We start from the raw sequence: 26,967 nt of genomic DNA on the forward strand, positions 1-26,967 counted from the left end.
ATTTATGAATTATAAGCCCATTTTAGATAGATGGCTCCCCAAGTGAAACCACCACCAAATGCAGCAAAAACAATATTATCGCCTTTTTTAAGCTGTTTTTCAAAATCGCAAAGTACCAAAGGTAAGGTTGCCGAAGTGGTATTACCGTAACGGTGAATGTTGATTAACACTTTAGATTCGTCAAGTCCCATGCGTTCAGCGGTAGCATCAATGATACGTTTGTTCGCCTGATGCGCTACTAACCAGTTCACATCGTCGTGTGACAGGTTGTTACGCTGCATGATTTTTTCACTTACATCAGCCATTCCTGAAACCGCATATTTGAATACGGTTTTACCATCTTGAAAAACGGTATGCATTTTGTTTTCAACCGTTTCTTTTGAAGGAGGCAGGATTGAACCGCCGGCATCGATTTTTAAATATTCACGACCAATTCCGTCTGAACGTAACATTTCATCTTGTAAACCAAGACCTTCTTCGTTAGGTTCAAAAAGAACAGCACCTGCACCATCTCCAAAGATAATGCAGGTTGCGCGGTCTGTATAATCAATAATAGAGGACATTTTGTCTGCACCTATTAGTAATACTTTTTTGTATTTTCCTGACTGCACGTAGGCAGATGCGGTTGACATTCCGTATAAAAAACTTGAACAAGCAGCATGTAGGTCATAAGCAAAAGCATTTACGGCGCCAATTTGTGTGGCAACATACACACCTGTAGATGCCACGGGCATATCTGGAGTGGCTGTAGCCATAATCACCATATCAATATCCTTAGGATCAATACCTGATTTTTCAATTAGATTTTTTGCAGCTCTAATAGCCATATAAGAAGTGCCAGCTCCTTTCTCTTTTAAAATTCTTCTTTCTTTAATACCAGTACGAGTAGTAATCCACTCATCTGTAGTATCAATCATAGTTTCCAAAACTTCATTTGACAAAACAAAGTCAGGAACATAAGAGCCAATAGCGGTTATTGCGGCAGTAATTTTATTCATAAAGTCTTGTTTAGGACTCTCCAAAAAAGGTCGTTTCTAAAAGGGGATGAAATTACGAATTTTATCCAAAATAGATGCAAAACAACGTGTTTTTTTTGAAAAATGAACCGTTTTCAATAAAAAAACTCCCACAAAGTGAGAGTTTTAATTTTTCTTTTTTCTAAAAGTATTAAGCAACAGCTACTGATTTGTCAATAACTACTTGACCTCTGTAATACATTTTACCTTCATGCCAGTAAGCTCTGTGGTATAAATGTGCTTCTCCAGTCACTGGGCAAGTTGCGATTTGAGCAACAGTTGCTTTATAGTGAGTTCTTCTCTTGTCTCTTCTTGTTTTCGAGGTTTTTCTCTTAGGATGTGCCATTTTACAAAATTATTTATCCGTTAATAGTTTTTTTAATGCTGCCCAACGTGGGTCAATTTCTTCTTCTTTTATTTCTTGTTCTTCTTCTTGAGAAACTTCAGTTTCTTCAAATTCTTCCCATTCTGATTGCTCAGCTTCAGGACTCACTCTTTTCAAAGGGATAGAAAGCGCAATCATTTCATAAATGTATTGTGCGATGTCTATTTGGTGTTCACCAAAAGGTAATATGAGCAACTCCTCATTTTCATCGTTATAGGTATCACCAAAACGAACAATGAGCTTTAACTTACCTTTTACAGGTAAATCAAATGGTTCACCCGTAACATCACATAGTACATTTACAGTACCCTTATGCTTAAAGTTTAATTCAAGCATGGTAGATTGTTTTTCTAACACTAAACTCACTTTGATGTCAGATGATTCAAACTCATCGTATTCAAAGTGATCAAAGAACGCTTTGCTAATTTGGTATTCAAACTGATGTTTTCCTACTTTTAATCCCACATAAGGAATTAAATATTCATTTGTAACTTTCATCTGATAAATCTATATTTTTATAGGTATCAGGTGGAACGCTTTATCATTTAAGCACTTAAATAAACTACTATTTATTTAAAGCGTCTCATCTTGACAACAATTTGATCCTTAATTAGGGTGTGCAAAGATATAAATTATTTGTAAAATCAAAAGGGTTATGAACATTTTTTTGTTTATAACTACTTTTCTTTCACCTTTAAGGGGTTTTGAGTGGTTATTTGATACTCCATTCGGGATTTATAAATATCTAATGCGGTGTAAACAGCTTCAGAAAACGAACTGTGGTCGGCAATTCCTTTCCCAGCAATATCATAGCCTGTGCCATGATCTGGTGATGTTCTAATTTTGTCCAAGCCAGCAGTGTAATTTACCCCTTTTCCAAAAGATAACGTTTTAAACGGAATTAACCCCTGATCGTGATAGGTTGCAATAACTGCATCGTACTTTTCATATTGCCCACTGCCAAAAAAGCCATCCGCAGAATAAGGACCAAAAACTAAGTATCCTTTATCAAACAATTTTTTTAAGGCAGGTTTCAGTATGGTTTCTTCTTCTTTTCCAATAACACCATTATCTCCAGAATGCGGATTCAAGCCTAAAACGGCAATTTTTGGTTTTACAACTTGAAAATCTTGAATTAAGGATTGATTGATGGTTTTTATTTTTTTAAATATCAATTCTTCCGTCAAATGAGAGGCTACTTCATTAATAGGTACATGGTCAGTTAGTAAACCCACGCGTAAAGCATCTTGCACCATAAACATTAAGGCATCTCCATTTAATTCCTGATTCAAATAATCAGTATGCCCTGGAAATGAAAAATCTTCACTTTGAATGTTTACTTTACTAATAGGAGCAGTTACTAAAACATCTATTTTGTCTTCCTTTAAAGCTTGAGTAGCTGCTACAAATGATTTGATAGCGTATTTACCTACGTTTTCATCTTCAACTCCCCATTCTAAATTAACGCCTTCGCGCCAAACATTTAAAACATTAATTTTTCCTGTAAGGGCTTGGTCTAATTTATCTATACCATGAAGATTAACATTTAAGTTTAATTGTTTTTTTAAATAAGATAAAATTTTAACATTAGCAAAAATAACAGGAGTGCATAATTCCATCATACGTGCATCTTCGAAAGTCTTTAAAACTACTTCGCTACCTATGCCATTCAAGTCGCCAATGGATATACCAAGCATTATATTTTCAGCCTTTTTTGTCATCGCTTTGTTTTTTGTGCTAATTTTGAATGCAAATTTACTAAAATTAATCTCTTAATGTTTACAGGAATCATAGAAACTCTTGGAACTCTAGTTTCTTTAGTACAAGAAGGTGAAAACATTCATGTTTCGGTTGCCTCTTCGATAACCCATGAATTAAAAATTGATCAAAGCGTAGCCCATAATGGTATTTGTTTGACTGTGGTAGCTATTGAAAATGATGTGTATATGGTTACGGCTATTAAAGAAACTATAGATAAAACCAATTTAAGTGAGTGGAAGGTAGGTGATGTGGTAAATCTTGAGCGCGCCATGAAATTAGGTGATCGTTTGGATGGACATATTGTTCAGGGTCACGTAGATCAGGTAGGAACTTGTGTGCATATAGAAGAAGCTGATGGGAGTTGGTATTTTACATTTAATTACGATGCGTCTTTAAATAATATTACTATTGAAAAAGGGTCTATTACTGTAAACGGTACTAGTTTGACCGTTGTAAATTCAAAACAGAATGAGTTTAGTGTAGCCATTATTCCTTATACTTTTGAGCATACTAATTTTCATACTTTTGAAATTGGTACTAAAGTAAATTTAGAATTTGATGTGATTGGCAAATATGTGGCTAGATTGCATGGTTTGAGGAGTTAGTAAACTCAACAAATATTTCTGTATACTTTATATTATAAAATGACTTTGTGATCAATTAGTTGATTCGTTTGGTATAATCGATTTAAAAGAAGAGTTCAGAAGTCTTTTTTTGTTAGTGATTAATGATTTAAATGAAATTTACTAAAAACGCGACACTAAAAAAAACACTATCTTTACACCTTATTTTTAGCCTATGATACTATCAATGACCGGTTTTGGAAAAGCAACTCTACAATTGCCGACCAAAAAAATCACTGTTGAAATAAAATCACTTAACAGCAAAGGATTGGATTTGAATGTCCGTATGCCTTCTGTATATCGAGAAATGGAGTTAGGATTGCGCAACCAAATTGCTCAAAATTTAGAAAGAGGGAAGGTCGATTTTTCGTTGTACATAGAAGTGACGGGTGAGGAAACTTCATCGAAAGTAAATGCACCTATTGTTCGTGCATATATCGCTCAGATGAAAGAAATTCTACCTGAAGCAGACGCTACTGAATTGATGAAAATGGCGGTGCGTATGCCTGATGCGTTGAAAACCGAACGTGATGAGATTGATGAAAATGAATGGGCAGAAATTCAAAAAGCAATTAACGAAGCTTTAATTGCTATCAACCAATTTCGAAACGATGAAGGTCAATCATTAGAAAACGAATTTAAAACGCGCATTGCAAATATTCGTCAGTTGATGCAAGATGCTGTGGCGTATGATAGTGAGCGCATCACAACCGTGAAAACTCGTTTGCGTACCGCTTTAGAAGAACTTGAAGCTACGGTGGACGAAAATCGTTTTGAACAGGAATTGATTTTTTATCTAGAGAAATATGATATCACAGAGGAAAAAGTACGCTTAAGTAACCACCTGGATTATTTTTTAGAAACTTTAAATGGTAAGGAAGCCAATGGTCGTAAGTTAGGCTTTATCACGCAAGAGATGGGACGCGAAATCAACACCATGGGTTCAAAATCGAACCATTCTGAAATGCAGAAATTGGTTGTGATGATGAAAGATGAATTAGAGAAAATAAAAGAACAAGTATTGAATGTTTTATAAAATTAGTAATTAGTAAAGAGTGACAAGTAAAAAGTCCATTTATGAGTAGTATTAATTCTTATAAAGATTTATTGATTTGGCAAAAAGGCATTGTTTTAGTCGTTAAAGTGTATCAATTGGTAAAAACATTTCCACAAGAAGAGTTATATGCATTGACAAGCCAGTTGAAAAGAGCTGTGATTTCTATTCCTTCAAATATAAGTGAAGGATATGGTAGAAATACCGACAAATCTTTTAGTCATTTTGTAGATATTGCTAGAGGGTCATTATGCGAGTTAGAAACTCAAATGATTATTGCTAAAGAATTAGATTTTGTAACGAATTGGGACTCGTATCATGAAATTATGAGTTTAATAACAGAAGAATCAAAAATGATAAATTCTTTTTCAAAATCACTCAAATAAAAAATACGACTTATCACTAATTACTAATCACTTTTTACTTTATTGAAATGAACAAAGAAGGAAAATTAATCGTATTCTCAGCACCATCAGGTTCTGGGAAAACCACTATAGTAAGACACTTATTAGGCATTGATGAATTGAATTTAGAATTTTCAATCTCTGCCGCAACTCGTGAACCCAGAGGACAGGAAGTAAATGGCAAAGACTATTACTTTATTTCGATTGACGAGTTTAAAAAACACATCAAAGCGGAAGACTTTGTAGAGTGGGAAGAAGTGTATCGCGATAATTTTTATGGAACACTGAAAAAAGAAGTAGAACGCATTTGGGCGATGGGTAAAAATGTGATTTTTGATATTGATGTGGCTGGTGGTTTGCGTATCAAAAAGAAATTTCCAGAGCAAACCTTAGCGGTTTTCGTAAAACCACCTAGTGTGGACGAATTGAAGCGTCGTTTAAAAGAACGTTCGACAGAAAGCGAAGATAAAATCAATATGCGTATTGCTAAAGCTCACGTGGAATTAGCTACGGCTCCACAGTTTGACACCATCATTAAAAACTATGATTTGGATGTGGCTAAACAAGAGGCTTATGAATTGGTGAAGGGGTTTGTGTCGAAATAGTGATAAGTAAAAAGTAATGAGTGATTAGTAGCTTTATGGGTAGTATTAATTCTTATAAAGATTTATTGATTTGGCAAAAGGGAATTACATTGGTTGTAAAAGTGTACCAATTGACTAGATTTTTCCCACCTGAAGAATTATACTCTCTTACTAATCAGATTAAAAGAGCAGCAGTATCTATACCTTCAAATATAGCTGAAGGTTATGGGAGGAATACGAATAAATCTTTTAGTCATTTTATTGACATTTCAAGAGGCTCTTTAAATGAGTTAGAGACACAGCTTATTATCGCTAAAGAACTTATGTACATTACAGATATAGATTTGTACAATGAAATTTTATTGTTAATTGATGAAGAGTCAAAAATGATTAATGCTTTTTGTAAAACTCTCAAAAACTAATTACTCTTCACTAATCACTTTTCACTATAAAAAATGAAAATAGGACTATATTTCGGTACATTCAATCCCATTCATATTGGGCATTTGATAATTGCGAATCACATGGCGGAACATTCTGATTTGGAACAAATTTGGATGGTGGTTACCCCGCACAATCCGCACAAACAGAAGAGTTCGTTGTTAGACGATTACCATCGCTTGCACATGGTGCATTTAGCTACAGAAGATTATCCAAAAATCAAACCTTCGGATGTTGAGTTCAAATTGCCCCAACCGAATTATACCGTCAATACATTGGCACATTTGCAGGAAAAGTATCCACAGCATGAATTTGCCTTGATTATGGGGGAAGATAATTTGAATTCGCTACACAAATGGCGGAATTACGAACACCTAGTGTCTCAGCATGCTATTTATGTGTATCCGCGTTTGCATACTTCTGAAATGGATACGCAATTCGAAAACCACCCCAATATTCATCGCGTGAATGCTCCAGTTATTGAATTGTCTTCAACGTTTATCCGTGAGAGTATTAAAAATAATAAGAATGTGATTCCTATGCTACCCAATAAGGTTTGGGACTATGTGGAGCATAATTTGTTTTACAAGAAGTAAAATGACTCTTCATTTCAAGAGCCATTTTACTTCTTTTTTAGTAACTCTTTATTTGATTCGGCTTCTAATCTCACTTAAACTTTGGTCGATGATCAATTTCCCATCGCGGAAAACTTCTTTTAATTCGCCTTGTTTTTCTTCTTCCCAAGAAACTTGATCAACCAACTGATATACTCCGTTTTTTAAAACGACTTTCATTAATCCTTTAGCTGATTTTTTAGTACCATCATCTGTTATTGGATCTTTGAAAATTTCGCGTCCTTCGCCATTGACTTCGCCATAAGTTGCTTTCATTGCAAAACCAAAGGTGTCGCGGGTGTTATATTGATAGGTATAAGAACCAATTCCTAACACGACGTTAGTCGAAGCAAATCCTTTTTGTTTTAGTTTTTCGCAAATTTGAGTAGCTCTTTCCACCGTAATACTATCACCATATATCGCTCCAATTTGTGGTGCTAATTCTTTATAACCTTTAGCGTTAGTCGTTCCACCAAAAACATCCCAAAGTAATTCTACTACTCCTTTGCGCTCTTGTTCGGTTTTTCCATCAGGGTTACCACATAAAATAAGCACTGGATTCCCGCTATCAGGTCGGATGACTACTTTACCTTCTCTTGCCAATATCGTTTCTTTTAGTCGAGGCATATAATCAGTTAAAACTTTCCATAAATCCCACGTATCTGAAACGATGGATACAATTCCTTTAGGATAAATTTCACAGATTAAACGTTGGAAAGTTTCAAACTCTCCTTCGGTTGTTCCCATACACATTACGGAATGTTCTGTTGCTGCTACGGATCCTCCCACTAATTCAGCATCGGAATTGGCATTATAATAGGTTTCCAAAGCATCAATCGCTGGTATGGTGTCTGTTCCAGTAAAACTTAACAAGTGTCCCATTCCTGAAATCACCGCCGATTCTATTCCGCCCATTCCTCTCATCGAGAAATCGTGCCCTTGCCAATCGACAAATTCGGGAATAGAAGATGTTTCTTGAGCATAAGCGCCTATTACTTTTCTGTATTGTTTAGCAATAGTTGCAGAGGTACAAGGCAACCAAACCACGGCAGATAATAGGGTTTCGAAATAATTGGTCAACCAAAAGAATTCGGATTTGGTGTTATACATCGTGAACATTGGCACACGAACAGGCACGCTCACTCCTTCAGGTAGGGCTTTGAAAACCATTGGAATATAACCTAAATCGTGCAGGTCTTCGATATGTTTTGTACCAACTTGGTTTTCGCCTAAGTAGTTGTTGATACGTCGGGCGTAACGCGACACTACAGTTTCTTTAGGTTGGCTGAAGAAATTGGTTTGAAAATCTTCGATAATGTATTTTTTAATGAAATACTGTAAGCCAAAAAATACGACTTCATTCACTCCTTCTATTCTGGATTTACGCGGCGTCCAATTGGAATATACTAAAGAGGTGTTGTTTGGGTACTGACGACGGTGGTCAACTTTGTAACCGTCGGTTAATAATAATGGATTCATATATTCTTTTCTAAAATTAAAAACTTCTATAAACTTTGTGCTTGCACTTTGTGCCCCGATAGCTATCGGGATTGTGTAACTCAAAAATTGTTACACAAAGAACACTAAGTTTTTCACAAAGTTACACTAAGGGATATTTAATTCCTCCCTCTTTCATTTGGATATAACCCCCACACAATATCACTTTGCCAAAACTCTTTAGTTGCGACATCCATACAGGTTAGTTTCCCAGAAAAACCTGCTCCAGTGTCGATATTCCAAACATTGCAACCTTGCATCGGAATATCAACATCATAGTTTAGAGTAGGTGTATGTCCAATGAAGATTTCGTGATAATGTACTAATCGCTTTGGGAATAATTTGGAATCTTTTTTGATTCGTTTGTCCATTGTCAATGCCATTTCCCAAAGGGTTCTATCGAAGCAAAAATCCAATCGGTTTTCTTCTTTTTCTACTCCGTGCATAGAAGTAAAACCCGCGTGAATGTAAAGTCGGTTATCCTCGTCGATGTGGTATTCTTGGAGATTTTGATAAAAGCTCTTGTGTTCAGCGGAAGCTAGTAAACCTGACTGGATATAACTCTGAATGGTTGCTTTCCCACCGTGTTCTTCCCAAACAGGGTTTGATACTCCCAAGTTCAACCAACGTCCACACCACAAATCGTGATTTCCTTGTATAAAAACGCATTGGTATTTTTTACTTAATTGGATAAGACATTCTACGGTTTGGGCAGATTCACTCCATCCATCGACGTAATCACCAAGAAAAATTAATTTATCAGTCGGAGTGATACCTAACTTTTCTATCAATTGTTCTAAAGCGCGTAGTCCTCCGTGTATGTCGCCAAAAACTAGTGTTCTCATTTTCTTCTTATAACTATTAAGTTCTTTTCTTTTTCAAAATGCTTAATGAACTATTTTCAACTTTAAATAATTTTTCATTTTACCATTAAGACTAAGTTTCATTAAGAAATCTAAGTACAATTTTTTTAACTTAATTACCTTAATATCTTAATGGTTAATTAACAATCCCCTTTTCATTTAATCGGAATTGATATTTTTTAACATCTCTGAATATATTTTGGTGGTACTTCATCAGTTAGCCAAACACCATTTTCGGAACAATAAAACAGATAACCATCTTTTACCATTTGGTAGGTATTTATTTTTAAAATAATCGCTGCTCCTCGTCGGTTACCTACTTTGATTGCGGTTTCTTTGTCTTTGCTTAAATGTACGTGTTGCCGACTCATTTTTTGTATTCCGTCTTTCAAAATGGTGTCCATAAACTTCGCTACTGTCCCGTGATACAATTCATCGGGTGGGGTTTGTGGTTGTAGTTCTAAATCGACAGTAATGGAATGGCCTTGATTGGCTCTGATTTTGGTTAAATCATCATTGAATGTGAATCGTTTTTTGTCATTGGTTTCCACCACTTGACTTATAATTTCAAAATCCAATTCTTTGTGAAATTCATTTCTATTTTTATTGGCTTTTTCAATGAGCTCGTCAACGATTGCCCATCCGTTTTTGTCTAGATTCAAATGAATTGTTTCTGGGGAATGTCTTAGAACATAACTCAGGAATTTGCTTATATTTTTTATATCTTTTTCGTTCATTGTAATATTAGTTTTGTTCCACAGAGTTCCACAAAGTTTTTCACGAAGTCACACGAAGTTTTTTTAAAAAAATTCTGTGAATCTCTGAGTTATTTCTCTTTAAATCCCTGTGACATTTAATTTTTTTATAATTCAATTTTTATTTAAAGGATTTCCATTAAAATATCCTTTTTCATTTTTTTCCTTGTTACACAAAGTTGCACAACGTTTTTCACGAAGTCACACAAAGTTTTAAAATTTGATTTAAACTAACTTCAATTTTTTATTCAATTCTTCATTTTTAAACAGAAGTGGCTTTTCTTCAGGAATAAGAAGTTGTTCTAATTCATTCTTTTTTTCGAATTCATATTGTTCAGCTACATATGGGCTTATATCTTCGATTTGAAGTATATCCGTCTTTGCAAATGACCGACTAAATTCGTTTCGTAATCCAATTTGTATGGCTCTTCTTTCTAGTTTATTTCCGTAAGGGTCGTGATCTGGATCCCATTGCAAACGAACATTGGATGTTTTTACTGCTCCTTGCCATTGTTCCATAGACATACCTTATACTTGATTAAAGGATGAATAGACAGCATTTTCCAAATATTTTTCGAAGGCTTCTAGTTTTAAATAAATTGCTAAAACGACTTCTTGTCCTTCTTTTCTTCCCCAACCATTGCGATACATCATCCAAAGGAAATTGGGTTTAATCCACGTCATTCGATCGAGGCTAAAACCGCCACCAAAATATTGATTCTTGACTGCAAAATTTCCAATTTCTGGTCGGTATGATTGATAAACAATTATTTTTTCCTCGTCATATTGCGCCATAATATGGTGTCCGCTTTGAGGCCATTCTTGTAGTTGTTCTGTATATTTTTTTAATTGTAAGTTCATATTTTTTTTTGTTACACAGAGTTACACAAAGGTTTTTCACGAAGTCATACGAAGTTTTTAAGTTCTGTGATTCTCTGTGGAATTTAATTTTACATCATTTGTTTATACCATTTATAATTTTCATCATCAAAACAGACGAATATTACTTCTTCTATATTTTCAAACGAATATGATTTTACTGTTTCTATAGCGATTTTTGCCGCTTCTTTCTTTGGAAAACGATAAATTCCTGTGCTTATGTTGGGAAATGCGATGGTTTTGCATTGGTGTTCCTCTGCCAAGTCTAAAGCATTTTTATAACAATGTGCCAAAAGTGCTTTCTTTTCTTCTTTATCTCCGTTCCATACAGGACCTACGGTATGAATTACATACTGAGCAGGTAAATTTCCTGCCGTGGTTATTACGGCTTGCCCAACCTCGCAGCCTCCTTGTCTGTTTCTTATTTGGATGCATTCTTCCAGGATTTTTGAACCTCCTGCTCTGTGAATGACACCATCTACTCCACCACCTCCTAATAAAGAGGTATTAGCTGCATTGACAATGGCATCGGCTTGTATTTTTGTGATGTCTGCTTTAAGTAGTGTGAGTTTCATTTTATTTCTTTTTAACCGCAAAGGAGGCAAGGTTTTACGTCAAGTGCGCAATGTTTTTGCAGTTATGTTTTTTTATCGATGCTGTATCTTTCAGCCATACGATTACATAATTTTTCTATATCATTTTTTCTAGCGAGCACTTCAAGCCAGTCCTTCGGAATAGCTTCATAACCATAAATCAATCCTGCTAATCCTCCTGCAATTGCGGCTGTGGTATCTGTGTCACCTCCTAGATTTACTGCTTTCAAAACGGTTTCTGAATATGAACTTGAAGTTAGCACACACCAGATACTCGCTTCTAAACTATGAAGTACATATCCTGAGGAAGCTATTTCGGATTCTTCTAATTGGTGAATCAATTGTTTTTCATAGATTCCAACTTTGATATCCAAAACACGATGATACAATTCAATTTCTTTTTGAGAAGCAATGGCATTGTTGTTTAGAAAATCTTTAACTGTTTCTTGCATTATAACTAATGCCGCTTCTTTTGATTTTCCTTCAATGAGTAATCTTGCATATTCCAAATAGATAAAACACGCCAAAACGGAGCGAATATGTCGATGAGTTAAGGACGAAACATCTTTTGTTATATCAAAACGCTTTTCGATAGGCATATCTTTGATAAAAAAAACCAAAGGCAAAATGCGCATCAAGGAGCCATTACCGTTATCTCTTTCTGATGTTCCACCTGCTAGCAATGGAGGCGTTCCTTTTTCTATTTGGTGAATGGTAAAACCAGTCGCCATTCCTATGTCAAAAACCCTACCGTGCGGTGTCCACATTTGCCCATTTGCCCAATTCACAAAATATTGCCCAATTTGGTTGGTGTCATAACCATTGCAAAGGCTATCCGCTAAACAAAACGTTAAAGAACTATCATCACTCCACGTTCCAGCAGGTTGACCGTGTGATCCATATTCACGCATTCCTGTAACTGGGAATCGTTTCAATTCATCTCTATCCTTAAATTCAACCGGAACACCTAAAGCATCTCCAATGGCTACTCCAAATAGAGCGCTGTGTATTTTTGATTTCATTTTTACTTTTTTAATATATCCCTCACTTCCATCAATGCAAATCCCAATAAATTCAAACCCATCCATAACTTTGGATTTTCTGCCTTTGTATCATCACCCGTTAAACCAATACCCCAAATTTTATCCACAGGACTCGCTTCTACGAGAACTCTATTTTTAGTGTTTAGCAAAAATTCTTTCAATGCTTTATTTTGAGTGAACTTGTGATAATTCCCTTGAACCACAATTTCGAATCGGTTGTCTTCCCAAATCTTTTGATCAAATCCTTGCACTTGTCTGCCAAACTGCTTTACTTGAGCTGGCGATTTAGCGTGAATTATTTTATCAAACATTGCTACGTCGTTAAATAATTTTGCTTTTTGTGCTATCATCCAATGTTCGGCAGTTGGAAAAGAATTTCCGTCCACAGTAAATGAACTCTGCCACCATTGACTAAAACAGGCTTTTGTTATGCTCCCATCTTTAGAAGGTTGATGCCCCCAAAAGAAAAGGAATTTCGCATTTTTATCTATATTTTCAATTGTGTTTTCATTCTATTTCAATATTAATCGTTTGAACTTTTGCTTCATTAAAATCCTTAACCGAATTGGTTGTAAAGATTTTTTCAAAAATTTGTAATTGATCGAATCCTTTGTTAAAAATTCCGTGGCTTACGGCCAAATATAATTTGCCGGCCTTCTTTTTTTGTAATGCTTCGGCTAATCCTATAAAAGTTCCGCCTCCGTCGCATATATCATCTACAATTAAACAAGGTTTTCCTTGTAAATCATCGGTATAAACTTTAAAATCCTTTAGCTTTCCTGTTTTAACATCTCGGCTTTTGCTTGCTTCGACTACTTCTACACCGCCTAAATATTCAGATACTTTGTAAATTTTCTTTAAAGCACCGCCATCTGGTGAAATTAAAATTACTTCATCACCAATATTTTCAATTACTTTTTCAACAAATTTATAATTGGTTATGACTTGGCAATTGTTAAGTACCGCAGGAGTTACTTCGCTATGCGCATCAAACACATATACTTTAGAAAGGTTTAAACTGTTCAAGATATCAGCATATACTTTTACCGAAAGTGGTTCGCCAGGAATCATTACACGATCTTGTCTAGCTGCTGGAAAATACGGAATGAAAAGTTCAACTTCTTTTACATCCATTCTTCTTAGGGCATCAATCGTTAAAATGATTAGACCAAAATCGTTAAAACTATTTGCACGATGGGTAACGATAACTTTTTGAGTAGTATCAAAGGGCTGAATTTTTATATGGGGTTCACCCCCTGAAAAGGTAAAAGCTTGAAATTGAATTTCTGTTCCTTGTATAGGTTTGAATTGCGAATCTAAATTAAGTATCATAGTTTTTATATTTGCGTAATTATGACACAAATATAAAAATGATTATTAGATTAAAAAAATAATTTGTGTAAAAATCACACAAACTTAATTTCAAAGTAAAAACCTTCTTGTTGTAAACGTTGATATTCTGCGGGTTTAAATTGAAATAATTTAGCTGGTCGGCCCGCTTTTTGTTGGCAATAAAATTCGGTTTCTTCAAGAATACCAAAGCCTAACATCTTTTTTCTAAAATTTCGACGGTCAATTTCCTTTTTCAAAATAGACGTATACAATGCTTCTAAATCAGAAAACAAAAATGTCTGCGGTAGTAAATCAAAACCTATAGGTTCATAGGTCAATTTAGCTTGCAGTCGTTGTAAGCCTTTATGAACAATAGTATTATGGTCAAATGCTAAATCGGGTAATTCGTCCACGGGAAACCAAGCCACGTCTAAGGCATCGGTATTTGCCTGAATTTCGATATTTGAGGAGTCCACCAAGGCTAAATAAGCTACCGATATAACACGATTTCGATGGTCACGATGAACATCATCACCAAAAGTATATAACTGTTCCAGATACTTCACACTTACATTGGTTTCCTCTTTCAGCTCGCGTTCCACCGCTGCTTTTAGCGTTTCATCATTTTGGACCAGTCCTCCAGGCAATGCCCACTGTAATTGACTACCGCCAAATTTTTGTTGTATTAATAAAACATATAATTTATGATTTGCATAACCAAAAACTACTGCATCTACGGCAACTCTAATATTTTGCATCATAACTTACTGTATTATATACGCAAAAATACGGAATTATAAATTAACATATTATTAAAACAATTCTTCGGATTAGGCTTGTACCTTTAACCTTTAAAATTTTGATCATGACCAATTTTGAATTATACAATCCCGTAAAATATGTTTTCGGGAAGGGGCAAATTGCTAAACTTACTGAATTAGTACCAGCTAACACTAAAATACTGTTGACGTATGGTGGCGGGAGCATTTTTAACAACGGGATTTATGACCAAGTTAAAACGGCTTTATCCAATCATGAAATTATTGAGTTTGGTGGCATAGAACCTAATCCACGCTATGAAACCTTAATGAAAGCCGTAACCATTATCCGTGAACAAGAAGTAGGTTTTATTTTGGCTATAGGTGGAGGTAGTGTTATTGATGGGACTAAGTTTATTTCAGCTGCGGTGAACTACAGTGGGGATGCTCTTGAGATTTTAAAGCAACGTATTTTATTTACCGATTTGACCCAAGTCATTCCTTTTGGTACGGTTTTGACACTCCCAGCAACGGGTTCAGAGATGAATTCTGGAGCAGTAATTAGCGTTGAAGCAACTCAAGAGAAATTGACTTTGGGAGGTAGTGCTTTGTTTCCAAAATTTTCTATTTGCGACCCTACAGTGATAGAGTCACTACCTAAACGCCAATTACAAAACGGAGTCGTAGATGCGTTTACTCATGTTATGGAACAATATTTAACCTACCCACATGACGCCTTATTGCAAGATCGCTTGTCTGAAAGTATTTTGCAGACTTTAATTGAAATAGGTCCCGCAGTAGTGGAACAACCTACCGATTATAAATTAGCCTCTAATTTTACTTGGTGTTGTACTATGGCGCTGAATGGTTTGATTCAAAAAGGTGTTCCTTCAGATTGGGCTACCCATATGATTGGACATGAGTTAACTGCTTTGTACGGTATTGACCACGCAAGAACTCTTGCAATTATTGGTCCTAATTTATACCGCGTAATGTTTGAAACCAAGAAAGAAAAATTAGCACAATACGGACGTCGTGTTTGGAACTTGTCAGGTAATGAGGATGAAGTAGCGAAACTAGCTATTGAAAAAACAACAGCTTTTTTTCAGACTATGGGGATGTTAACCAAGCTTTCTGAAAACACAAACGATTTCCAAGAAACCGCAACCATCATTGTGGATCGATTTGAAGCTAGAGGATGGAAAGCTTTGGGTGAAAAACAGAATGTTACTCCGGAGAAAGTACGTGAAATTATTGAGTTGAGTTACTAATAAAAGGGCAAATGCAGTTAAAGCTGTATTTGCCTTTCTATTTGTTGATCTAAAGAGATAAACGTTTCTGTTCGAGAAACCCCTTCTATTGATTGTATCTTAGTATTCAACAATTGCATGAGATGTTCATTATCCCTACATATAATCTTGATTAAAATACTCCAATTTCCTGTAGTATAATGACATTCTAACACTTCTGGAATTTTTCTTAAGTCTTTAACAGCCTCTGGATTTCTGGAGGCTTTATCTAAATAAATTCCCACAAAAGCCATAGTACTATAACCCAAAACTTTGGTGTTCACAATAAACTTCGAACCAGAAATCACCTTGGCTTCTTCTAGTTTTCGTAAGCGTTGGTGTATAGCAGCTCCGGAAATTCCAATTTTATTAGCAATTTGAAGTATAGGTTTTCGTGCATCTTCCATTAAATAGCGAAGAATTTCTTTGTCAATACCGTCAATTTCAATTTGTAAGTGATTTACTCGCATAAGTTTTAAAATGAAATATAAAGGTAATTTATTTTTGAAATAAGCAAAAAAAATACAGACTGAGATTTTAGCCTGTATAAGTATAAATATTTTAGGAGGATTAATTTAGTTCGTATAAAACAATGTCTGTTTTGTCTTCTTCCGTTATTTTAATTTTGTATACCCCTGGTTTTAAGTCTTCAAGTGTAATTGGTGTTCCAACGGTGTTTTTTGAAAGTACAACAAGTCCATTTTCGTTGATAAATTCAACCTTTTTCTCGGTATACATTTCAGAGACCACATAAATATGTTTTCCTAATTTTTTGGTGTTATAACTAAAGATCTCTAATCCCCTGATTCCTCGGGTTAAATCTTTCTTAGGATCTGTATTGGCAGCTAAACTTAAAGTGAATAATAATGTTATAATTAAAGTTTTCATGTTGTGTAGTTTGTTTATTTGATTATTCTGATGCAAATCTATAATAACAGGAAAATACTTCAATTATCAAATCGATAGTTGACCGACAAACTCGATATAAATCACTTTTTTCTAAATTTCAGGAGTAAGACCTCACTAAAATTAGTGATAAGAATTCATATAAAAAGACCCGCTCAATATGAAACGGGTCTTCGTGAAATAAGTAGGTAGGCAGATTAATTATACCCCATATACGGTACTTCTTTTTCATGAAAGATAACCCCGTATTCCTCTAATTCTTTTAGTATAGGAGCGTATACCTCTTTTTTAATAGGTAACTGAACTCCAGATGTGGTAATATTACCATTTAATATTTGAAGCGTTGCCATAGCTACTGGTAAGCCTACCGTTTTAGCCATAGCGGTGTAGGTTTGGTCATCACCTATGCACACCATGGTAGCGTCTATTTGTTTGCGTTCGCCATTTAATTCGTAACCAAATTTATGATACATCACAATCATGTCTTTGTCTTCTGGTTGTAAAGACCATGAATCGGTTAATATTTTTTCTAAGGCTTGTGCTGGTGTAGCATTTTTTAAACCTAATTTCTTTTCCGTACTAAATAAATCCAGTTCGACTAATTTGTCCCACATCACATCATCTTGGTCAATTTTCAATTGATGACGCAATTTGATTTCAACAGAATCCGTAGCGTGATAAGGTAAAAACAAATTGATAAACTCGCGATAGCTCATTCCTTCAGAATCGTCTATGATATACGTATCGTCCGTCATGCCTAATTGGACAAACATGTCCCAAGCTTTTGAATAGCCTACACGACGAATGGTTCCGCGGTATAAAGTCAATACATCATCTAAATCATACACCGTTCTGTATTTCAAAGAATCGCGATTGGCATAAACTTCAAAACGGCCATAACCATCTATTTCCAAAAACTCAGTTCTACGGAATAATTTGTTATATGGAATGTATTTGTAAGTTCCTTCTTGTATGAATTTTGCCGCACCACCTTGTCCTGCTAAAACCACATTTCTTGGCGCCCAAGTAAATTTGTAATTCCAAAGATTGGTGTCTGATTCTGGAGCAACTAAGCCACCACAGAATGATTCAAATAAGATGATTTTTCCACCTTGTTCGCGAATTTCATCCAATACTTTCATGGCACTCATATGGTCAATCCCTGGGTCTAAACCTACTTCATTCATGAATACCAACCCGTTTTCTTTGGCTTGAGCATCTAATGCTTGCATAGCATCGCTGATGTATGAAGCGGTAACCATGTGCTTTTTAAAAGCGATACAGTCTTTAGCCACCTCAATGTGCATGTGTGCAGGCAACATAGAAATAACAATATCAGCTTTTTGAATTTCGTTTTGACGTTGGTCTGTGTTGTGGATATCTAAAGCAATCGCTGTAGCATTTTTATGTCCTAGGGTTTTTCTCTGCGCTAATTCTAATGACAAATCTCCAATGGTCAGGTGAAGTTGTTCGCTTTCAGATTTTTCTAAAAGGTATTTGATAAGCGAAGATGCTGAACGACCAGCTCCGATTATAAGTACATTTTTCATTTTTTGGTTTGATAAAAAATCACACAAATGTAATCAAATGTTGTTTTTATGAAAGCGAAATAGAAAAAATATCTCGTTTTTTTGTAAAAGCTGTATTAAATTTGGGGAAAATTTACATGAAATGGATAAGAAAATTCTGTTAACCGCCTTAAGTTTTGGGGTCGTTTCAATAATTTTAGGTGCTTTTGGTGCTCATGCCCTAAAAAAAGTCTTAAATATAGATCAGTTGAATTCTTTTGAAGTAGGCGTACGCTATATGATGTATCATGCTTTATTTCTTTTGTTTCTAGGTACCACAACAATTTTACTTCCTGAACAAAAAAATGTAGTATATAATCTGACTTTATCAGGGACACTATGTTTTTCAGTTTCAATCTATTTGTTAGCTACACAAACCTTGAGTGGTGTGAATTTTAAATTTTTAGGACCAATAACCCCTATAGGAGGACTATTGATAATTAGTGCATGGGGCATGGCTATTTATTACATTTTCACAAAAAAAGCCTAATCTGTGAGGCTATTTAAATAATATTTATACTTTTGTCGTTAAATTAGAACACAACACATCATAATTTTATGGAAGCATACACACCACCTACGAAAACGATTTCGTTAGAAAAATACGGAATTAGTGGCGTTAAAGAAATTGTATATAATCCTTCATACGAATTATTATATCAGGAAGAATTGAACCCTTCACTAGAAGGTTACGAAAGAGGGCAGTTAACTGAGCTTGGCGCAGTTAATGTAATGACGGGTGAGTTCACAGGTCGTTCTCCTAAAGACAAGTACATTGTTAAAGATGCTGTAACGGAAAACACCATTTGGTGGACTTCAGAAAAGGCGGTTAATGATAACAAACCTATCTCAACCGATACTTGGAAGGCGCTTAAAGAGAACACAGTATCACAATTGTCTGACAAAAGACTTTTTGTAGTAGATACCTTTTGTGGTGCTAACGAAAACACACGTCTGAAAGTGCGTTTTATAGTTGAGGTAGCATGGCAAGCACATTTTGTAAAAAACATGTTCATCCGTCCTACAGAAGAAGAATTAGCAAACTATGGTGAGCCTGATTTCGTAGTAATGAATGCTTCAAAACGTGGTTTTGCTGATTATAAAGCACACGGCTTAAACTCAGAAGTTTACATTGCTTTCAACTTGACGGAAAAAATCCAATTAATTGGAGGTACTTGGTACGGTGGGGAAATGAAAAAAGGGTTGTTCTCGATGATGAACTACTACTTACCTTTGCAAGGTATGGCATCTATGCACTGTTCTGCTAACAAAGGTAAAGATGGTGATGTAGCCGTGTTCTTCGGTTTATCTGGAACAGGAAAAACAACCTTATCTACAGACCCTAAACGTGAATTAATTGGTGACGATGAGCACGGATGGGATAACGATGGAGTTTTCAACTTTGAAGGAGGTTGTTACGCAAAAACTATCGATTTAAGTAAAGAAAACGAACCAGACATCTATGGTGCTATTAAGCGTGATGCCTTATTAGAAAATGTAACAGTTGATGCTGAGGGTAAAATTGATTTCAAAGACGGTTCTGTAACACAAAATACTCGTGTTTCTTACCCGATTAACCATATTAATAATATTGTAACTCCAGTTTCAAAAGCGGGTCATGCTACTAAAGTTATTTTCTTAACTGCAGATGCTTTTGGGGTAATGCCTCCAGTATCTAAATTGACTCCAGAGCAAACTAAATATTATTTCTTATCTGGATTTACTGCAAAATTAGCTGGAACAGAGCGTGGGGTTACACAACCTGAACCAACTTTCTCCGCTTGTTTTGGAAAAGCATTCTTGTCTTTACACCCAACGAAGTACGGGGAAGAGTTAGTAAAGAAAATGGAAGAGCACAACGCTAAAGCGTATATGGTAAACACAGGATGGAATGGTACTGGTAAGCGTATTTCTATCAAAGATACTCGTGCAATTATCGATGCTATTTTAGATGGTTCTATCGAAAATGCAGAAACGTCTGTAGTGCCAGTATTCAATTTCAATGTACCTACGGCTTTACCAAATGTGGATACGAACATTTTAGACCCTAGAAATACATATACTAATGCAGCTGACTGGACAACAAAAGCAGAAGATTTAGCAGGTAGATTTATTAAAAACTTCGTTCAATATACGGATAACGAAGAGGGACAAAACTTAGTACAAGCTGGACCTCAGTTGTAATATTGAAAAATTAAAATGCATATTTAAAAAGAGTTGCCTAGTGTAGCTCTTTTTTTTTAGGATTTAATTTAGATGAAAAACGCCCCACAATCGTGAGGCGTCTATTATCTATTAGTCTATTATCTATTCTCTAAATCAAGAATTCATAATCGATTCAATTTCATCGGCTTCTATAGGAATATTACGCATTAAGTTGAATGGCGCGCCATTTTCTTGAATTACGACATCGTCTTCTAAACGAATACCAAAACCCTCCGCTGGGATATAGATACCTGGCTCTACAGTGAACACCATGTTGGCTTGCATAGGTTCGTGTAACAATCCGTAATCGTGCGTGTCTAAACCTAAATGGTGTGAAGTACCATGCATAAAATATTTTTTATACGCTGGCCAATCTGGGTTTTCGTTTTGTACATCCGCCTTATCAAGTAAACCTAATCCTAATAATTCCGAAGTCATAATTTTACCTACTTCCACATGATATTGTTTCCAAAGTGTGCCTGGAACCAACATTTTAGTAGCTTCATTTTTAACATGCAAAACCGCATTGTAAACTGCACGTTGTCTATCTGTGAAACGTCCTGAAACCGGAATCGTTCTGGATAAATCACTCGAATAGTTGGCATATTCCGCACCTACGTCTAATAATAGTAAATCGCCAGCTTGACACACTTGATTGTTCTCGATATAATGCAATACATTGGCGTTGTTTCCTGAGGCAATGATAGGGGTATAAGCAAAACCTTTAGAACGATTGCGTAAAAATTCGTGAGCAAATTCCGCTTCAATTTCATATTCTGCTACTCCTGGTTTCACGAAATTTAAGATACGACGAAATCCTTTTTCGGTAATATTACATGCTGTTTGCATTAATTCCAATTCTATCGTGTCCTTTATCGAACGTAAACGCTGTAAAATTGGATTTGATTTTTCAACTTTATGGGCAGGATAGGTTTCTTTCCACCATTTGATAAAACGGTCTTCTCTGGTTTCGGTTTCTACTGCTGCACGATAATGCTCGTTCGTATTAATGTACATGGTATCGGCATACATCATTACCTCTTTTAATACTTTATGGAAATCTTGTAACCAGTACACAGATTTGATGCCCGAAACTTCAAAAGCTCTTTCCTTCGTTAGTTTTTCACCTTCCCAAATGGCAATATGCTCGTTGGTTTCTCTTAAGAACAGAATTTCTTTTAAATGTTCATAAGGCGCATTTGGACATAATAATAAGATACTTTCCTCTTGGTCCACACCCGATAAATAGAAGATGTCGCGATGCTGTGCAAAAGGCAACGTACTATCAGCACTCACGGGGTAAATATCATTACTATTAAAAACAGCTACGCCATTGCCCTTCATTTGTGCCATGAAGTTCTTGCGATTTTTGATAAACAAGTCTCGGTTTATAGGTAAATATTTCATGTGTTTTAAAATTATTTACCCAAAAGTACTCAAAACTGTGGTGTCTTTAGCAAGACATTTGGCTTGTTTTTTACATAGATTTTGAAAACTGAATACTACTTAAAGTGAGTTTTTACGAATACGACTCATGTGTCTTGTTGAAATTCCTAAAAAGGAGGCTAGATAATGTAAGGGAACTTCCTGGAGGAGTTTGGGTTCGGATAGTAGTAATTTTTTGTAGCGTTCCTCTGGAGTTAGGGCCAATAAATCGATTCTGTATTCATCTATTAAACAAATTTGTCGTTCGATTAAGTCGTAGTAAAATTGTCGGAATTCCGTATTCGTATTTCTAAGTTGCATAAAGTCATCTAGAGCAATAACCAATAACTCGGTTTCTACTAAAGCTTTGATGTGTTTTCTGGAAGGAGTTTGTGTAAGAAAACTTTTCAAAGAGGTCGTAAAGGTGTTTTTTAAGGAAAGATAGGTGGTTTTTTCTTCTTCATGTAGGGTTGTGGCATGTTGTAAAACGCCCGAAACAATGAAACAAAAAAGGGTGCAGATTTTGTCCTGTTCTACTAAAAATTCATTTTTCTTTAATTTCAAAGGATTAAAAAAGGATTTGAATTTTTCCATTTCTAATCCAAAGCCAGTAGTTATTTCTGTTAATAGTGGGTTGTTGTTCATGATTTAAAATACCAAACTTTTCTATCCAGTGATTTTTGTAAAATTAAAAGTTATAAATTTAGCGACCAAACTAAATTCAGAGTTGATTTTGGATGAAAAAGATAAATTCTTAATACTCTTAGGTAATCAGTCCTATGAAAATGCCTTCCAAATTTATCAAGGTTCTTTAGAGGCTTATATAGATGAATTCATAAATAGTTTAGCTAGTTAGCGTCATTTCGAGTTTTTTTTTGTGTAATGAAATGGAACAGAAAATATATCGAGAACTTATTGATGGTACTTCTCGATATGATTTCCCTTCGTATCTCTACGAAAAATCACTCGAAGTGACGAATAATCAGATTAAGTTTATATCGAACTTAAGTTAATTAATATATTTTCAGGAGTTTACTACAAAATGAATTTTTGTGGCTACTTTTTGGTGAATAGGTCTTGTAAATAGTAGTGCTTTCAGGTTTATTTAGTTAACGGTAGTAAATCGAATGTAGTTTTTTATATTCATTATAAATAACAATTACCTAGTTGTATTTGCATCTAATTTCGTTTATTTTTGCTTGATTTTTAATAAAACTATACAATCAATCTAATACTATGGCAAAATCTGCACTTTTAAAGTCATCTATAGCAAAAAAATACTGGATGGCTCTTACGGGTTTATTTTTATGCTTGTTTTTGGCTGGTCACTTAGCAGGTAACTTACAGTTAATCTTCGGTGATGCATTACAATTCAACCAGTATGCGTTATTTATGACCACCAATCCAGCGGTAAAATTACTTTCGTACGTAACCTACATTTCAATTTTATTCCACGCTGTTGATGGAATCATGTTGACCATTCAAAACAAAAAAGCGCGTCCTGTGGCTTATGCAATGAGCAGTCCTCAAAACAGTAGCTCTTTAGCTTCAAGAAACATGGCGGTTTTAGGAACCCTTATTTTAGTGTTCATTATTACGCACATGGCTAACTTTTGGGCTAAAATGCATTTTTCTGAAATGCCTTTACAAACCATTACGGTAGAACAAATGGGGCAAAAAGCTGATTATATCATCGGAACACAGCCAGGTCAGTTCTATCCTGCTGATAAGATGATGTTAGAGCAACAAGGTATGGAGATTAAAAATGGTAAAGAAATTTATAGTAAAATGGCAAACATCAAAGTAGGTGAAGGCTACAAAGATTTACACAAAATCACGATTGAGTTCTTCAAGAACCCTTCTTTTGGTTTGATTGCTACTATTTTATATGTGTTAGCTATGGCTGTATTAGCTTTCCACTTATTACATGGATTCCAAAGTGCTTTCCAGTCGTTAGGAGTTAACAACGGATTCACGCCAGCTATCAAAACATTCGGAAAATTATTTGCAATCATCGTTCCATTATTGTTTGCTATCATTCCGGTTTATATTCACTTTGTTAAATAATCAGCTTACTATATAAGATATGAAGTTAGATTCTAAAATACCTGAAGGTCACATTTCTCAGAAATGGACAAATCATAAAAATAATTTAAAATTAGTTGCTCCAAACAACCGTCCAAAAATCGATGTTATCGTGGTTGGTACAGGTTTAGCAGGTGCTTCGGCTGCTGCTTCTTTAGGAGAAATGGGATATAATGTAAAAGCATTTTGTTTCCAAGATTCACCACGTCGTGCGCACTCTATTGCGGCACAAGGAGGGGTGAATGCAGCTAAAAACTACCAAAATGACGGTGACTCAGTATACCGTTTATTCTACGATACTATTAAAGGTGGAGATTACCGTGCTCGTGAGGCTAACGTACACCGTTTAGCTGAGGTTTCTGGTAACATCATCGACCAATGTGTGGCACAAGGAGTTCCATTTGCTCGCGAATACGGAGGTATGTTAGATAACCGTTCATTCGGGGGTACGCAAGTACAACGTACATTCTATGCTGCGGGTCAAACAGGACAACAGTTATTATTAGGTGCTTATTCTGCATTATCTCGTCAAATCGGGTTAGGACGTGTTAAAATGTACAACCGTCACGAAATGTTGGAATTAGTAAAAGTTGATGGTAAAGCACGTGGTATCATTGCTCGTAACTTAATTACTGGTGAAATTGAAAGACATTCAGCACACGCTGTAATTATTGCATCGGGTGGATACGGTAACGTATATTTCTTATCTACTAATGCGATGGGAAGTAACGTAACGGCAGCGTGGAAAATCCATAGACAAGGTGCTTATTTTGCAAACCCTTGTTATGTACAAATTCACCCTACTTGTATTCCAGTACACGGAACCAATCAATCGAAGTTAACGTTAATGTCAGAATCATTACGTAACTCAGGTCGTATTTGGGTACCTAAAAAAATAGAAGATGCAGTAGCTATCCGTGAAGGAAAATTGAAACCAGTGCAAATTGCAGAAGCAGATAGAGATTATTTCTTAGAAAGAAGATATCCAGCGTTTGGTAACTTAGTACCTCGTGACGTAGCTTCTCGTGCAGCAAAAGAGCGTTGTGATGCTGGTTTTGGTATCGAAGCTAACGACACTAATGAAGGGGTTTATTTAGATTTCGCTTCTGAAGTAATTGCTAAAGGGAAACAAGCTGCTTATGGAAAAGGAAATCATAATCCTTCTCAAGAGGAAATAGTTGCTTTAGGTAAAGCTTGGTTAGAAGAAAAATATGGTAACTTATTTACCATGTACCAAAAAATTACGGATGAAAATCCTTATGAAACCCCAATGAAAATTTACCCAGCAGTACACTATACTATGGGGGGTGTATGGGTTGATTATAACTTACAGTCTACTATTCCTGGATGTTTCGTAGCAGGTGAGGCTAACTTCTCTGACCACGGAGCAAACCGTTTAGGAGCATCAGCTTTAATGCAAGGTTTAGCAGATGGATATTTCGTATTACCTTATACAGTTTCTAACTATTTAGCAGATGAAATTCGTACAGGGGCAATCTCTACAGATTCGCCAGAATTCGTTCAAGCAGAGAAAAATGTTAGAGACCAAATTAATGCGTTCTTAAACAATAATGGTTCTAAATCGGTAGACCATTTCCACAAACGTTTAGGAAACATTATGTGGAATAAAGTAGGTATGGGACGTAATGCGCAAGGATTAACGGAAGCCATTGCTGAAATTGATGCATTACGTAAAGAGTTCTATGCAGATGTGTATGTTCCAGGAGCTGCTGACGAAATGAATACGGAGTTAGAAAAAGCATTACGTGTGGCTGACTTTATGGAGTTAGGGCAATTAATGGCAATGGATGCATTACAACGTAAAGAATCTTGTGGAGGTCACTTCCGTGAGGAGTATCAAGATGCTGAAGGTGAAACCTTACGTGATGATGAAAACTTCTCATTCGTAGGCGCATGGGAATACCAAGGGGAAGACATCAACAAATCAGTATTACATAAGGAGGAGTTGAAATACGAATACATTAAAATTGCAGCTCGTAATTATAAGTAATCAGTTCACAGTTCACAGTTTGCAGTTCAGTAAGTGAACTTTTAAACTTTAAACTTTACACTTTAAACGAAAAGAAAATGGCATCAAAGAAAACCATCAATATAAAATTAAAAGTTTGGCGTCAGAAAAAAGCTTCTGACAAAGGACAAATGGTAGATTATTCATTAAACAATGTATCTACAGACAGTTCATTCTTAGAAATGATGGACCAATTAAACGAGCAATTAATCGCTGAAAAGAAAGAACCTATTGCTTTTGACCACGATTGTCGCGAAGGTATTTGCGGAATGTGTTCTATGTTTATCAATGGTCGTGCGCACGGTCCTGACACTGGAATTACTACATGTCAGTTACACATGCGTATGTTTAACGATGGCGATACAATTTATGTAGAACCATGGAGAAGTAAAGCTTTCCCTGTAATCAAAGACTTAGTAGTAGACAGAACAGCTTTTGACCGTATTCAACAAGCGGGTGGATTCGTTTCTGTAAACACTTCAGGTAATACGATTGATGCAAATGCAATACCAGTGGCAAAAGTAGATGCTGATAAAGCTTTCGAAGCTGCGGCATGTATTGGTTGTGGTGCTTGTGTGGCTACTTGTAAAAATGGTTCTGCGATGTTATTCGTAGGGGCAAAAGTTTCTCAATATGCTTTGTTACCACAAGGAAAAGTAGAAGCTACCCAACGTGTATTAAACATGGTACGTCAAATGGATGAAGAAGGATTCGGTAACTGTACAAACACAGGAGCTTGTGAAATCGAATGTCCAAAAGGTATTTCATTAGAAAATATCGCTCGTATGAATAGTGAATACTTAAAAGCGAGTTTGAAATAAAATCTTTTTACTTTTAAAAAAACGCACTTCGTAAAAG

30 protein-coding genes and 1 pseudogene are annotated in these 26,967 nt (G+C 35.5%); 13 read left to right on the top strand and 18 right to left on the bottom strand.

The window, feature by feature from the left end:
• Window positions 1-2: 2 nt before the first annotated feature.
• From ACQY29_RS04320 to pdxA, 4 genes are all read right to left on the bottom strand, one after another.
• Entirely contained in the window at window positions 3-998 is a 996-nt protein-coding gene (locus tag ACQY29_RS04320) for a beta-ketoacyl-ACP synthase III (protein ID WP_428224018.1), read from the bottom strand.
• A 169-nt stretch (window positions 999-1,167) separates the two neighbouring features.
• The gene (gene rpmF, locus ACQY29_RS04325) at window positions 1,168-1,362 is read right to left on the bottom strand and encodes a 50S ribosomal protein L32 (protein ID WP_073308476.1); all 195 of its coding nucleotides are present in this window, start codon (window positions 1,360-1,362) and stop codon (window positions 1,168-1,170) included.
• 9 nt (window positions 1,363-1,371) lie between these two features.
• Window positions 1,372-1,899, bottom strand: a complete 528-nt coding sequence (locus ACQY29_RS04330) for a YceD family protein (protein ID WP_428224019.1) — start codon at window positions 1,897-1,899, stop codon at window positions 1,372-1,374.
• A gap of 179 nt (window positions 1,900-2,078) precedes the next feature.
• Window positions 2,079-3,122 carry a 4-hydroxythreonine-4-phosphate dehydrogenase PdxA gene (pdxA, locus tag ACQY29_RS04335; protein WP_428224020.1) on the bottom strand — a complete coding sequence of 348 codons (1,044 nt, stop codon included), beginning with the start codon at window positions 3,120-3,122 and terminating at the stop codon, window positions 2,079-2,081.
• A 54-nt stretch (window positions 3,123-3,176) separates the two neighbouring features.
• Between pdxA and ACQY29_RS04340 the strand changes: the two genes are divergently transcribed.
• From ACQY29_RS04340 to nadD, 6 genes are all read left to right on the top strand, one after another.
• Window positions 3,177-3,767 (top strand): riboflavin synthase, encoded by a 591-nt coding sequence (locus ACQY29_RS04340; RefSeq protein ID WP_428224021.1) that lies wholly within the window; start codon window positions 3,177-3,179, stop codon window positions 3,765-3,767.
• Window positions 3,768-3,972: 205 nt separating this feature from the next.
• A complete protein-coding gene (locus ACQY29_RS04345; protein WP_428224022.1) occupies window positions 3,973-4,821 on the top strand; it encodes a YicC/YloC family endoribonuclease in 849 nt (282 codons plus the stop codon).
• A gap of 41 nt (window positions 4,822-4,862) precedes the next feature.
• A complete protein-coding gene (locus ACQY29_RS04350) occupies window positions 4,863-5,225 on the top strand; it encodes a four helix bundle protein (protein ID WP_428224023.1) in 363 nt (120 codons plus the stop codon).
• A 47-nt stretch (window positions 5,226-5,272) separates the two neighbouring features.
• Window positions 5,273-5,848, top strand: coding sequence for a guanylate kinase (gmk, locus tag ACQY29_RS04355; protein ID WP_428224024.1), 576 nt, complete (start codon window positions 5,273-5,275; stop codon window positions 5,846-5,848).
• Between the two features lie 20 nt (window positions 5,849-5,868).
• Window positions 5,869-6,249 (top strand): four helix bundle protein, encoded by a 381-nt coding sequence (locus ACQY29_RS04360; protein ID WP_428224025.1) that lies wholly within the window; start codon window positions 5,869-5,871, stop codon window positions 6,247-6,249.
• Between the two features lie 33 nt (window positions 6,250-6,282).
• Window positions 6,283-6,864: a nicotinate (nicotinamide) nucleotide adenylyltransferase gene (gene nadD / locus ACQY29_RS04365; protein ID WP_428224026.1), complete on the top strand. Its 582-nt coding sequence runs from the start codon at window positions 6,283-6,285 to the stop codon at window positions 6,862-6,864.
• 48 nt (window positions 6,865-6,912) lie between these two features.
• Here nadD and ACQY29_RS04370 read toward each other — a convergent pair whose 3' ends face one another.
• From ACQY29_RS04370 to ACQY29_RS04410, 9 genes and pseudogenes are all read right to left on the bottom strand, one after another.
• Window positions 6,913-8,361 carry a nicotinate phosphoribosyltransferase gene (locus ACQY29_RS04370; protein ID WP_428224027.1) on the bottom strand — a complete coding sequence of 483 codons (1,449 nt, stop codon included), beginning with the start codon at window positions 8,359-8,361 and terminating at the stop codon, window positions 6,913-6,915.
• A gap of 137 nt (window positions 8,362-8,498) precedes the next feature.
• Window positions 8,499-9,224 (bottom strand): metallophosphoesterase family protein, encoded by a 726-nt coding sequence (locus ACQY29_RS04375; RefSeq protein ID WP_428224028.1) that lies wholly within the window; start codon window positions 9,222-9,224, stop codon window positions 8,499-8,501.
• Between the two features lie 197 nt (window positions 9,225-9,421).
• Window positions 9,422-9,979, bottom strand: a complete 558-nt coding sequence (locus tag ACQY29_RS04380) for an RNA 2'-phosphotransferase (protein ID WP_428224029.1) — start codon at window positions 9,977-9,979, stop codon at window positions 9,422-9,424.
• A gap of 243 nt (window positions 9,980-10,222) precedes the next feature.
• A pseudogene (locus tag ACQY29_RS04385) lies at window positions 10,223-10,858 on the bottom strand (DUF4291 domain-containing protein).
• Window positions 10,859-10,947: 89 nt separating this feature from the next.
• Window positions 10,948-11,451 (bottom strand): O-acetyl-ADP-ribose deacetylase, encoded by a 504-nt coding sequence (locus tag ACQY29_RS04390; protein WP_428224030.1) that lies wholly within the window; start codon window positions 11,449-11,451, stop codon window positions 10,948-10,950.
• 62 nt (window positions 11,452-11,513) lie between these two features.
• A complete protein-coding gene (locus ACQY29_RS04395; RefSeq protein ID WP_428224031.1) occupies window positions 11,514-12,491 on the bottom strand; it encodes an ADP-ribosylglycohydrolase family protein in 978 nt (325 codons plus the stop codon).
• A 2-nt stretch (window positions 12,492-12,493) separates the two neighbouring features.
• A complete protein-coding gene (locus ACQY29_RS04400) occupies window positions 12,494-13,012 on the bottom strand; it encodes an NADAR family protein (protein ID WP_428225870.1) in 519 nt (172 codons plus the stop codon).
• A 7-nt stretch (window positions 13,013-13,019) separates the two neighbouring features.
• Window positions 13,020-13,844: a ribose-phosphate diphosphokinase gene (prs, locus tag ACQY29_RS04405; protein WP_428224032.1), complete on the bottom strand. Its 825-nt coding sequence runs from the start codon at window positions 13,842-13,844 to the stop codon at window positions 13,020-13,022.
• A gap of 74 nt (window positions 13,845-13,918) precedes the next feature.
• Window positions 13,919-14,602: an NUDIX hydrolase gene (locus ACQY29_RS04410; protein ID WP_428225871.1), complete on the bottom strand. Its 684-nt coding sequence runs from the start codon at window positions 14,600-14,602 to the stop codon at window positions 13,919-13,921.
• A gap of 107 nt (window positions 14,603-14,709) precedes the next feature.
• On the opposite strand from ACQY29_RS04410, the gene ACQY29_RS04415 reads away from it, so the two are divergent.
• Window positions 14,710-15,873, top strand: a complete 1,164-nt coding sequence (locus ACQY29_RS04415; RefSeq protein WP_428224033.1) for an iron-containing alcohol dehydrogenase — start codon at window positions 14,710-14,712, stop codon at window positions 15,871-15,873.
• A gap of 17 nt (window positions 15,874-15,890) precedes the next feature.
• Here ACQY29_RS04415 and ACQY29_RS04420 read toward each other — a convergent pair whose 3' ends face one another.
• The 3 genes from ACQY29_RS04420 to ACQY29_RS04430 form a co-directional block, all read right to left on the bottom strand.
• Window positions 15,891-16,361, bottom strand: a complete 471-nt coding sequence (locus tag ACQY29_RS04420) for an Lrp/AsnC family transcriptional regulator (RefSeq protein ID WP_428224034.1) — start codon at window positions 16,359-16,361, stop codon at window positions 15,891-15,893.
• Between the two features lie 100 nt (window positions 16,362-16,461).
• Window positions 16,462-16,779, bottom strand: a complete 318-nt coding sequence (locus ACQY29_RS04425; RefSeq protein ID WP_428224035.1) for a hypothetical protein — start codon at window positions 16,777-16,779, stop codon at window positions 16,462-16,464.
• A 215-nt stretch (window positions 16,780-16,994) separates the two neighbouring features.
• Entirely contained in the window at window positions 16,995-18,347 is a 1,353-nt protein-coding gene (locus ACQY29_RS04430) for a saccharopine dehydrogenase family protein (protein ID WP_428224036.1), read from the bottom strand.
• Between the two features lie 121 nt (window positions 18,348-18,468).
• Here ACQY29_RS04430 and ACQY29_RS04435 point away from each other — a divergent pair, with 121 nt between their 5' ends.
• Together ACQY29_RS04435 and pckA are read left to right on the top strand one after the other, a co-directional pair.
• On the top strand, window positions 18,469-18,855 hold the full coding sequence (locus ACQY29_RS04435; RefSeq protein WP_428224037.1) for a DUF423 domain-containing protein: 387 nt from the start codon (window positions 18,469-18,471) through the stop codon (window positions 18,853-18,855).
• Window positions 18,856-18,923: 68 nt separating this feature from the next.
• Window positions 18,924-20,549 carry a phosphoenolpyruvate carboxykinase (ATP) gene (pckA, locus tag ACQY29_RS04440; RefSeq protein ID WP_428224038.1) on the top strand — a complete coding sequence of 542 codons (1,626 nt, stop codon included), beginning with the start codon at window positions 18,924-18,926 and terminating at the stop codon, window positions 20,547-20,549.
• Window positions 20,550-20,684: 135 nt separating this feature from the next.
• On the opposite strand, the gene ACQY29_RS04445 is transcribed toward pckA, so the two are convergent.
• Entirely contained in the window at window positions 20,685-21,977 is a 1,293-nt protein-coding gene (locus ACQY29_RS04445; protein WP_428224039.1) for an aminopeptidase P family protein, read from the bottom strand.
• Between the two features lie 99 nt (window positions 21,978-22,076).
• Window positions 22,077-22,640, bottom strand: coding sequence for a Crp/Fnr family transcriptional regulator (locus ACQY29_RS04450; protein ID WP_428224040.1), 564 nt, complete (start codon window positions 22,638-22,640; stop codon window positions 22,077-22,079).
• 242 nt (window positions 22,641-22,882) lie between these two features.
• Between ACQY29_RS04450 and ACQY29_RS04455 the strand changes: the two genes are divergently transcribed.
• The 4 genes from ACQY29_RS04455 to ACQY29_RS04470 all read left to right on the top strand — a co-directional run bounded on the left by ACQY29_RS04455 (window position 22,883) and on the right by ACQY29_RS04470 (window position 26,930).
• Complete coding sequence (locus tag ACQY29_RS04455; RefSeq protein WP_428224041.1) at window positions 22,883-23,008, top strand: hypothetical protein; 126 nt, start codon at window positions 22,883-22,885, stop codon at window positions 23,006-23,008.
• 223 nt (window positions 23,009-23,231) lie between these two features.
• Window positions 23,232-24,062 carry a succinate dehydrogenase cytochrome b subunit gene (locus tag ACQY29_RS04460; protein WP_428224042.1) on the top strand — a complete coding sequence of 277 codons (831 nt, stop codon included), beginning with the start codon at window positions 23,232-23,234 and terminating at the stop codon, window positions 24,060-24,062.
• Between the two features lie 19 nt (window positions 24,063-24,081).
• The gene (locus ACQY29_RS04465; RefSeq protein WP_428224043.1) at window positions 24,082-26,091 is read left to right on the top strand and encodes a fumarate reductase/succinate dehydrogenase flavoprotein subunit; all 2,010 of its coding nucleotides are present in this window, start codon (window positions 24,082-24,084) and stop codon (window positions 26,089-26,091) included.
• Between the two features lie 77 nt (window positions 26,092-26,168).
• Window positions 26,169-26,930: a succinate dehydrogenase/fumarate reductase iron-sulfur subunit gene (locus ACQY29_RS04470; protein WP_428224044.1), complete on the top strand. Its 762-nt coding sequence runs from the start codon at window positions 26,169-26,171 to the stop codon at window positions 26,928-26,930.
• Window positions 26,931-26,967: the final 37 nt, after the last annotated feature.

It is taken from the genome of Flavobacterium sp. (genome assembly GCF_965262375.1).
In the GTDB taxonomy this organism is placed as follows: Bacteria; Bacteroidota; Bacteroidia; order Flavobacteriales; family Flavobacteriaceae; genus Flavobacterium.